At 67.7% G+C, this 9306-nt stretch carries 11 protein-coding genes; 6 read left to right on the top strand and 5 right to left on the bottom strand.

Translation table 11 applies throughout. The features are described 5' to 3' along the window. The first annotated feature begins 39 nt into the window (after window positions 1–39). On the top strand, window positions 40–336 hold the full coding sequence (rpsT, locus tag ASC87_RS28635) for a 30S ribosomal protein S20 (RefSeq protein WP_056671275.1): 297 nt from the start codon (window positions 40–42) through the stop codon (window positions 334–336). A 216-nt stretch (window positions 337–552) separates the two neighbouring features. Here rpsT and ASC87_RS28640 read toward each other — a convergent pair whose 3' ends face one another. Then, window positions 553–891: a DUF3579 domain-containing protein gene (locus ASC87_RS28640; protein WP_056671276.1), complete on the bottom strand. Its 339-nt coding sequence runs from the start codon at window positions 889–891 to the stop codon at window positions 553–555. A 249-nt stretch (window positions 892–1140) separates the two neighbouring features. Between ASC87_RS28640 and ASC87_RS28645 the strand changes: the two genes are divergently transcribed. From ASC87_RS28645 to ASC87_RS28660, 4 genes are read left to right on the top strand one after another with little or no spacing between them, the layout of a single operon-like run. After that, on the top strand, window positions 1141–2355 hold the full coding sequence (locus ASC87_RS28645) for an aspartate aminotransferase family protein (protein ID WP_056671277.1): 1215 nt from the start codon (window positions 1141–1143) through the stop codon (window positions 2353–2355). Then, the gene (argF, locus tag ASC87_RS28650) at window positions 2352–3284 is read left to right on the top strand and encodes an ornithine carbamoyltransferase (protein WP_056671282.1); all 933 of its coding nucleotides are present in this window, start codon (window positions 2352–2354) and stop codon (window positions 3282–3284) included. The genes ASC87_RS28645 and argF overlap by 4 nt, the downstream gene beginning before the upstream one ends. 16 nt (window positions 3285–3300) lie before the next feature. Beyond that, window positions 3301–4152: an AraC family transcriptional regulator gene (locus tag ASC87_RS28655; protein ID WP_056671284.1), complete on the top strand. Its 852-nt coding sequence runs from the start codon at window positions 3301–3303 to the stop codon at window positions 4150–4152. Between the two features lie 31 nt (window positions 4153–4183). Then, on the top strand, window positions 4184–4639 hold the full coding sequence (locus tag ASC87_RS28660) for a VOC family protein (protein ID WP_056671286.1): 456 nt from the start codon (window positions 4184–4186) through the stop codon (window positions 4637–4639). Between the two features lie 4 nt (window positions 4640–4643). Here the strand turns inward: ASC87_RS28660 and ASC87_RS28665 are convergent, their stop codons facing one another. Together ASC87_RS28665 and ASC87_RS28670 are read right to left on the bottom strand one after the other, a co-directional pair. Then, the gene (locus ASC87_RS28665; protein WP_056671288.1) at window positions 4644–5087 is read right to left on the bottom strand and encodes a carboxypeptidase regulatory-like domain-containing protein; all 444 of its coding nucleotides are present in this window, start codon (window positions 5085–5087) and stop codon (window positions 4644–4646) included. A gap of 353 nt (window positions 5088–5440) precedes the next feature. Beyond that, entirely contained in the window at window positions 5441–6937 is a 1497-nt protein-coding gene (locus ASC87_RS28670) for a Do family serine endopeptidase (RefSeq protein ID WP_056671289.1), read from the bottom strand. 806 nt (window positions 6938–7743) lie between these two features. On the opposite strand from ASC87_RS28670, the gene ASC87_RS28675 reads away from it, so the two are divergent. Next, entirely contained in the window at window positions 7744–8091 is a 348-nt protein-coding gene (locus ASC87_RS28675) for a hypothetical protein (RefSeq protein ID WP_157604441.1), read from the top strand. 45 nt (window positions 8092–8136) lie between these two features. On the opposite strand, the gene ASC87_RS28680 is transcribed toward ASC87_RS28675, so the two are convergent. Then, window positions 8137–8421, bottom strand: coding sequence for a hypothetical protein (locus ASC87_RS28680; protein WP_056671294.1), 285 nt, complete (start codon window positions 8419–8421; stop codon window positions 8137–8139). Window positions 8422–8488: 67 nt separating this feature from the next. Then, window positions 8489–9250: a 2OG-Fe dioxygenase family protein gene (locus ASC87_RS28685; RefSeq protein ID WP_056671296.1), complete on the bottom strand. Its 762-nt coding sequence runs from the start codon at window positions 9248–9250 to the stop codon at window positions 8489–8491. Window positions 9251–9306: the final 56 nt, after the last annotated feature.

Genomic DNA, 9306 nt, shown 5'->3' on the forward strand with positions numbered 1-9306 from the left:
ATACTGGCGGACTTCACACCACCTGGGTAAAGCTAAAGCATGGCTACCGCTTCCAAAGCTAAGAAAAAAACCGTCCGTATCGCGTCTGGTCTCAAGCGCGTTCGGCAGGATGTGAAACTCAACGCCGCGAACACCGCCCTGCGTTCGAAGTTCCGCACCGTCATCAAAAACGTCCAGAAGGCTGTTGCCGCTGGCGACAAGACCAAGGCCACCGAGCTGTTCCAGTCGGCCCAGAGCGTGATCGACTCGGTCGCCGACAAGGGTCTTTTCCACAAGAACAAGGCCGCTCGCCACAAGAGCCGCCTGTCCTCCAAGGTCAAGGCCCTCGCGGCCTGATCCAATACCAGGTGGTAGAAGCCAGGGCCCGCGTTTCGCGGGCCTTGTTGTTTGCAGGCTCGCCAAGTGCGGGCGTGACGCCGAAGGCCCGCCAAGCGCGGGCGTGACGTCGAAGGCCCGCCAAGTGCGGGCCTTGTGCATTCCGCCGCCCCCGGTGGAACGCCCAGCAAAAAGGCCCGCACTGCGGGCCTTTGTCGTTGTGGGCACGAAGCCCGGTCAGTCCTTGGGAGGCTTGCCGGTGCCGGGTTCGGGCAGCAGGCAGGCGTCGGCCACTTGCAGGTGGTTGTCGCGGGCGAAGTTCATGACGAAGTCCCACGCCATCAGTTCGACGTCGCGCAGGGCCTCGTTGACGATCACGCACTTGATGCCGTTGATGACACGGGGAACGCAGTAGGGCGAGTAACCGATGAAGGCGCCAATGCCGCCTGCGGATCCTTCGGGACGGAAGCAGGACATGGCGCCGGCCAGCCGCTCGGCCCAGTCGCTGGGTCGGAAGACGCGGCCGTCTGTGGTCACGCCCTGGATGAAAACTTCGCGGGGTTTGGCAGGACTCATGCAGTGGCTGGAGAGGAATTTTGTTCCAGCGCGCATTGTGCCGGGTTTGTGCTGCGTCGCAGCAGAATGAACCGGCGTTCCAGGAACTCTGGACGGAAATTTTTCGACACGGACCATGCGTCGCGAACACCCGTCACCAACACGGTGCATCACGTGCGCAGCGGTGACTGGCCCTAGAATCAAAAACCTCCCGGGGCCGTCGTTCGGCCCCGGATGTTTTTTGTCGCGTTGCCCCCTGGAGCCCCTGCCATGACCGCCCCCGCCAAGACCGCCGCCAACGCCGAGTCCCATGTGATGAACACCTACGGCCGCCTGCCGTTTGCGTTGTCGCACGGCGAGGGCGTGTGGGTCTGGGACACCAACGGCAAGAAGTACCTCGACGGCCTCGCGGGCATCGCCGTCAACACGCTGGGCCACGCCCACCCGAAGCTCGTGCCGGCGCTGCAGGACCAGGTGGGCAAGCTGATCCACAGCTGCAACTACTACCAGGTGCCGCTGCAGGAAGCCCTCGCCGCCAAGCTCACCGCGCTGTCGGGCCTCACGAACGCCTTCTTTTGCAGCACCGGCCTCGAGGCCAACGAAGCCGCGCTGAAGATCGCCCGCAAGTACGGGCACGACAAGGGCATCGACCGGCCCGAGATCATCGTCTACGAGAAGGCCTTCCACGGCCGCTCGATCGCCACGCTGTCGGCCACCGGCAACCCGAAGGTGCAGGCCGGGTTCGGCCCGCTCGTCGAAGGGTTCGTGCGCGTGCCGTTGAACGACGTGGCCGCCATCGAGGCGCAGGCGCGTGACAACCCGAACATCGTCGCGGTGTTCCTCGAGGTGATCCAGGGCGAAGGGGGCATCAACCCCGCCACCGTCGAATACCTCCAGGCCGTGCGCCGCATCTGCGACGACCGGGGCTGGCTGCTGATGCTCGACGAAGTGCAGTGCGGCATGGGCCGCACCGGCAAGTGGTTCGCCCACCAGTGGGCCGGCATCCTGCCCGACGTGATGCCGCTCGCCAAGGGCCTCGGCTCGGGCGTGCCGGTGGGTGCGGTGGTGTGCGGCCCCAAGGCGGCCCACGTGCTCGGCCCCGGCAACCACGGCACCACGTTCGGTGGCAACCCGCTCGCCATGCGCGCCGGCGTCGAGACCATCCGCATCATGGAAGAGGACAACCTCCTCGCCAACGCCGCCACGGTGGGTGCGCTGCTGTCGTCCAGCCTCAAGCGCGAGCTGAAGGGCCTCGACGGTTTCGTGGAAATCCGCGGCCACGGCATGATGATCGGCATCGAACTGGCCCGCCCGTGCAACGAACTGCTCGGCCAGGCGGCCGAGGCCGGCCTGCTGCTGAGCGTGACGGCCGACAAGGTGATCCGCCTCGTGCCGCCCCTGATCCTCACCGCCGACGAAGCCCAGCAGATCGTGGCGATCCTCGCTCCGCTGATCAAGTCGTTCCTGGCCAAGACCACCCCATGAAGCCCGGTATGAGCCTCATCAAGCACTACCTGCAGTTCAAGGACCTCCGCACGGAGGAATACGCCTACCTGCTCGCGCGCACCGCGGTCATCAAGCAGCGGTTCAAGAACTACGAGAAGTACACGCCGCTCGTCGACCGCACGCTGGCGATGATCTTCGAGAAGGCCAGCACACGCACCCGCGTGAGCTTCGAAGCGGGCATGTACCAGATGGGAGGCTCCGTGGTGAACCTCACCACCGGCGACAGCCAGCTCGGCCGCGCCGAGCCCATCGAGGACAGCGCGAAGGTCATCAGCCGCATGGTCGACCTGGTGATGATCCGCACCTACGAGCAGACCAAGCTCGAGGCCTTTGCCGCGAACTCGCGCGTCCCGGTGATCAACGGGCTCACCAACGAGTACCACCCCTGCCAGATCCTCGCCGACGTGTTCACGTACATCGAACATCGCGGCTCCATCCAGGGCAAGGTGGTCGCGTGGGTCGGTGACGGCAACAACATGGCCAACACCTGGCTGCAGGCCGCCGACATCCTCGGCTTCACGCTGCACGTGAGCACCCCGAGCGGCTACGAGCTCGACCCGAAGGTGGCCGGTGTGTCCAACACCAACTGCGTGAAGGTGTTCAAGAACCCGCTCGACGCCTGCCGCGGTGCCCACCTCGTCACCACCGACGTGTGGACGAGCATGGGCTACGAGGCCGAGAACGAAGCGCGCAAGACGGCCTTCGCCGACTGGTGTGTCGACCGCGAGATGATGGCCGTCGCCCAACCCGACGCCCTGTTCATGCACTGCCTGCCCGCGCACCGTGGCGAGGAAGTGGCGGCCGACGTCATCGACGGCCCGCAGTCCGTGGTCTGGGACGAGGCGGAGAACCGCATGCACGTCCAGAAGGCCCTGATGGAGTACCTGCTGATCGGCCGCATCGGTTGACGGCCGGGAGGCGGGCATGCTGCACCAGCAGGTCCCCGCCGCCCCGCTGAGCGCATTCGTGGCGCTGCTCTGGACGAGCGAGCGCGGCACCCTGCCCCACGCCCGCGAGCGCAAGTTGCCCACCGGGTGTGTCGACATCGTGATCCCGCTGCTGCAGCCGGCCATCACCCGGTTTGCCGACGAGGCCGATGCCGTGGGCCAGGTGTTTCGCGGGGGTGTGGTGCAAGGTGCCCACGACCAAGCCGTGGTGCGCGGCACCGGCGGACCGTCCTGCGCGGTGGGGGTGCATTTCCGCCCGGGTGGCGCGGCGGCGCTGCTGGGTGGCGCGCTTGCAGATTTGCGCAACCGCACCGTGGCCCTCGATGGCCTGTGGGGCACCGATGCCGACGACCTGCGGGACTGGCTCCAGCATGCGCCCGACGCCCCGGAGCGGCTGCGCCGCCTGGAAGCGTTCCTGGTTCGGCGCCTGCGCCCCGGCGCGGCCCCGGACCCGCTCGTGGCCGACGCCCTCGCCCGCTTCCGCCAGCATCCGGCGCTGGCCACCGTGTCTCCGGTGCAGCGCGCGAGCGGGCTGTCGCCCCAGGCCTTCACCGCCCGCTTCGAGCGCGCGGTGGGGCTCACGCCCAAACGGTTTGCGCGCGTGCAACGCTTCCACTCGCTGGTGCGGCGCCTCGCCGCAGGGCCGCCGGCCGATTGGGCAGAGGCTGCGCTCGACGCCGGCTACGCCGACCAGCCGCACCTGATCCGCGACTTCGGGCGCCTGGCGGGCATCACCCCAGGGGCGTACCGCCCGGTCAGTGCCGAGCAGCCCGAACACGTGGCACTTGAAAAACGTCCAATACAGCCAAGGCCTGCCGCCCTACGATGACACGTCCACTGCACCGAACCGGAGGTCTTCGATGAGCCACACGTCCCGCATCCACGAGGTCTTTGCCTACCTTCGTGTGGCCGACACGGCCGCCGCGATCGATTTCTACACGCGCGCGTTCGGCGGCGAGGAACTGTTCCGGCTCGTCGAACCGTCCGGCCGCATCGGACACGCCGAGGTGCGGTTCGGCCCCGCCATCGTGATGCTGTCCGACGAATTCCCCGAGTTCGGCATGCGCGCCCCGCGCCCCGGCGAAGACACCCCGTCCTGCGTGCACCTGCACGTGGACGACTGCGATGCGGTGGTGGCGCAGGCGCAAGCTGCGGGGGGCACCGTCACGATGCCCCCCACCGACCAGTTCTACGGTGAACGCGCGGCCCGGGTGCGCGACCCGTTCGGCCACACCTGGCTGATCGGCAGCGAAAACGAGGCGCTCACCCCCGAGGAGATGCAGCGCCGCTATACCGCGTTGATGACCTCGGGCTGACGGGTCAGTCCGTGGCCTGAGGAAACACGAACACCACGCGCCGCGAGCCCTTCGCGGGCACCGCCACGGCGCGCTGCGTGAGGGCCTTGCCGTTCAGCGTCGCCTCCACCTCGTAGGTGCCGGGTGGGGTGCGCACGAGGAAAAACGGGCCGTCCGACTTGTCGTCGAGCACCACCTCGCCCTTTCTGTTCTTGAGGCGGATCTGCGCGTCCGAGGTGTATTCGCTCTTCGCGCCGGCCTTCTGGTACAGCTCGATCACGAGCGGGTACGACGCGCGCGCCTGCTGGATGGCTGGGAGCTGCTCGTCAGGCACCCCCCCGCTCACATAGCTGACGCTGCCCGATTGCTTGACGGGTGGCAGCGGCAGCAGGTCCTGCGCCAGCGCGGTGCCGGCGGACAGCACCAGCGCAGCGGCCAGTACAGCGAGTTTTGTCGTTGGCTTCGTCATGGTTCGTCCTTTCCGGTTGCCCGAATACTTCATTAGGCAACCAACGGACGCGAACCGTTTCATCGATCCGGGCCGGCGCGGCCAATTCCTACGCTGCCCATTCACGACTTCCGACACGAAAACCTGTGGCATGGGCCTTTGCTCGGGCGCTTCGAGTGGCCAATCCCCCGCGCGACCACTGTCTCCAGCGGCACCGTTATCTATCCCGCGCATCAAGAGTGCCGGCCCCCTTCGCCTCGCTGCGCATCGGCTGGTTCTCTGGTCACCCCGACGAAAGTCGGGGCCCACCGGCCCAGTGGGTCCCGGCTTTCGCCGGAACGACAAGCATCAGGCGAGCGAAGCGCCGTCGGGGGTCACCCCAAATTCACCGGGACGAAGATGCGTTCGCCGTCGCGCTCGATGAGGAGCGCCACGCTCTTCGGCTTGCCCTCGATCACGCTGCGCACCTGCTCCACGGACGTGACCGGCTTGCCGTTGATGGCCAGCACCACGTCGCCCGGATTGATGCCGGCGCGGGCGGCCGGGCCGGCGGAGTTTTCGACCACGAGGCCTTGCTCGAGGTTGTTCGCGCGCCGCTCTTCCTTCGTCAGCGGGCGCAGCGCCAGGCCGAGCTTGCCCCCTTCGCCCGCGTTGTTCGCGGCCACGTCGGTGTCCTCGTTCGGCAGGCCGCCGAGCTTGGCGTCGATCTCGCGGGCGGACTTGTCGCGCCACACCTTGAGCTTCACCTTGTCGCCAGGGGCTGACAGGCCCACGCGGCTCGACAGCGAACCCGACCGCTCCACCGGCTGGCCGTTGACCTCGAGGATCACGTCACCCGGCTTGATGCCGGCCGCCGCAGCGGCGCTGTCGGGCGCCACCTTCGAGACGAGTGCGCCGTCCGGACGCGGCAGGCCGAACGATTCGGCCAGGCTCTGGTTCAGGTCCTGGATCACGACACCGAGGCGGCCGTGGGACGCCTTGCCGGTGGCCACGATCTGGTCCTTGACCTTCAGCGCCACGTTGATGGGGATCGCGAAACTCAGGCCCTGGAAACCGCCGGTCTGGGAGTAGATCTGGGCGTTGATGCCCACCACGGCCCCGCTGCCATCGAACAGCGGGCCACCCGAGTTGCCGGGGTTCACGGCGGCATCGGTCTGGATGAACGGCACCATCGCGTCGCCCGGCAGCGAACGGCCCTTGGCGCTCACGATACCACTCGTCGCGGTCTGCTCGAAGCCGTAGGGGGCGCCGATGGCCAGCACCGGGTCGCCCACCTCCAGGCCCTGCGGGTCGCCAAGGCGCACCGTGGGCAGGTTCTTCGCGTCGATGCGCAGCACGGCCACGTCGGTGGTGGTGTCGCTGCCGAGCACCTTCGCGCTGTACTCGCGGCGGTCGTTGAGCTTGACGGTCACTTCCTTCGCCTCGCGCACCACGTGCGCGTTCGTGAGGATCAGGCCGTCGCTGCTGACGATGAAGCCGGAGCCCTGCCCCTTGAACGGCTGCGACGGGGTCTGCTGGTTGCGCCCGCGCCCCTGCATGCCGGGCAGCCCCCGGAAGAACTGGAAGAACGGGTCGTTCTCGGCGCCGGGGGGCAGTTGCGGCATCTCCTCGCGGGTCACCTTGTGCATGCCTTCGACGGTGACCCCCACCACGGCAGGCCCGGACTGCGCCACGATCGCGCGGTAGTTCGGCACCATGCTCTGCGCCGGCACCGGCGCCACCGCGGCCGATGGGGCCGTCACCGCGGCCACGCTGGCCATTCCGGCGGCGGACGGGTTCGAGAACTCCGGCTTGAGCGCGAAAGCCCCGGCCGTGCCCACCGCCAGTACCCCGGCGGCGATCAGCGAAACGTTCAAGGTCTTGAGTGTCATGGATGGCCTCTTGGCTGGTTGGCTGCGGACAGAGGTGTCCGCGTTGAACCTGACGATAGGGGTCACCGGTTAAGAGGTGGTTAGGGCTGGGTGAAGCGAACGTTAAGGTGGGGGGCTGTGGTGATGTTCCGGAAGCCGAGCCATGCCACCAGCGTCTGAGACGTGCTATCAAGATTTGAGGCGGCGATCCGCAGGGGAGGAGGCCGCTGCCAAGCTGTTGAACGCTTTCGGCGCCCATTGATACTCGGCGCATGGCCTTCGACCACCAAATCGTCGGCCCCCAGCCAGAAGCATCCCGGCTGAAGTAGTCCATCATTCCCTACATGCCCAACTATTCGTGGTCTTGTTTCGCATGCGGTGCAGTGAATCGCGCCGAGCAGCGCCTATGCGGCCAATGTGCCTGTCCGGCAGGTCCGACATCCGTTCAAGTGCATTCCTTCAGGGCAGCACATCTCCAACGAGGAGGCATGTTGCTTGGAGAAGCTGCTCTACGGGAGCACAGGGATCACGTGTCAGCGTTTGACATGCTCATGCGCCCTGCGCTGCTTGTCTTGCTGGGGTGGTGGACGTCAGACCGGACGAAACGGTGACCGCTTCCATCCCGGAACGCCCCTTCCCTGCGGCACTGCATGTCTCAGACTTCGCCGCCGAGCTCGCCCCAAGTGCAAGGCAGGCAAGGAGGCCAGCCCAAGACCTCCGCAGCAAAAGTCAAATCGACATTCCTGCATGAGCCGCCTCAACCTTCATCGCCCCGCCAGCAGGTGAACGACAATGGCCACCCTACCCACTTTCGAGAGATGTGCCTCATGAACCTGCCGCGCCCCCTGCTTGCTGCCGCGATCACCCTCGGCCTCCTGTCGCTGACGGCCTGCACGACGCTCGAACTCGACCTCCCGCCGGAGCCGCTTGCAGGCTACGACCTGGTGGACCCGTCGAAGGTGGACGCTGCCAAGTACCGCACGGACTACCAGGCTTGCGTGGCACTCGCCAACCAGAACCTGGACGACGTGACCCGCTTCGCCGGCCGCGTGGCCGGTGCGGCGGCCGACCGGGCGTCGCTCGGCATCCTGGGCCAACGCCAGGCGAAGGATGCGGACCGCGGCACGGTGCTCAAGCGCTGCCTCACGGGGCGCGGCTACAACGTCATCCGCTGAGGGTGACGCCGGGCGCTGCGGCGCCCGGCCCAGAGGCCCAGCCGCTCAGTCCTTGATCTCGCGGGCCTCGATGTCGATGACCTCGACCGCCTGCGGCTGGCGCCGCGGTGCGTGGGCCTGCGCACGCGCCCGCATGCCGGCCATGGTGGCCCGCGGGTCCATGCGCTGGAACCGGAACTGCGGCCGGCGCCCGGTGAGCAGGCTCCACACCAGCACGCCAGCACCGAGCACCACGGCCAGCACCAGCACGATGCCGGCCATGACGATGCCGGAAGTGATCAGCACCAGGCGGATCAGGGTGGACAGGACGTCCTTCAGGAACTGGGTCAACACACGGCCTCGTGAACGGGAACAACCCGGAAAGTGATTATCCAACCTGGGGGCGCTGGCCCCGCGTTCAAGACCCTGCCGGCACCGGGCCCTGGAAGCCTCCGGCCCGGAATGTCAGCACCAGCGTGTCGCGGTGGCCGTGTTCACCCACCGGCTGGATGGGGGTGCTCTCGTGGATGACCTTCGCGTCGTCCAGCATCAGCATCGTCCACGGCTGGGTCATCGTGAAGCGGATGCCATGCGGGCCCGCCGCCTCGAACACCCGGGTCTCCCCCCCCTTGACCCCATCGCGGCCCACCAGCACGACGGCGACGAAGTCGACCCCGTCGCGGTGTGCGCCCTCGGGCGTGGGCCGGCCGATGCCGTCGGTGGTGTCGATGCGGAACTGGTGGGCTTCGACGTACCAGGGCTGCGCGCCCTTCAGCGCAGAGCAGGTGCCAGCCAACGCCACCACCAGGCGTGACCATACCGGCTGGTCGACAACGGCCCGGGACATGGGTTCGAACCACCGTTCGAGACCGCCGTGCAAGGCGTTGTACTCGACCGGCTGCCAGTGCGCCCGGTGTGGCACCGGATCGATCTGCGTGTCCTCGACGATGAAACAGGCGTGGCGGCGGCGGCGGTAGCGTCCGCCATCGCGCAGGTAGGCGTCGGGCGGCAGGTCGTCCCACGAGGGGCGCAGGGCATCGAGCGCATCCGGGGCGGTGCCGATCAGCGCGCACAGCCCGTCGGGGCTGACGACGGCGTGTCCGGTGGTGGCGAGGGCGCGGCCCAGGCGAAGCGGCTGGGCGTATGGCGGCGTCAGGGTCGAGGACAGGGAGGCGGTCATGGGGGTCAATGATGCCATCAGCGTCCTGCCACATCGTTCTGGTAGCCTCGCCGGAA

Origin of the sequence: Rhizobacter sp. Root1221 (genome assembly GCF_001425785.1) — a bacterium.
Lineage (GTDB): Bacteria > Pseudomonadota > Gammaproteobacteria > Burkholderiales > Burkholderiaceae_C > Rhizobacter.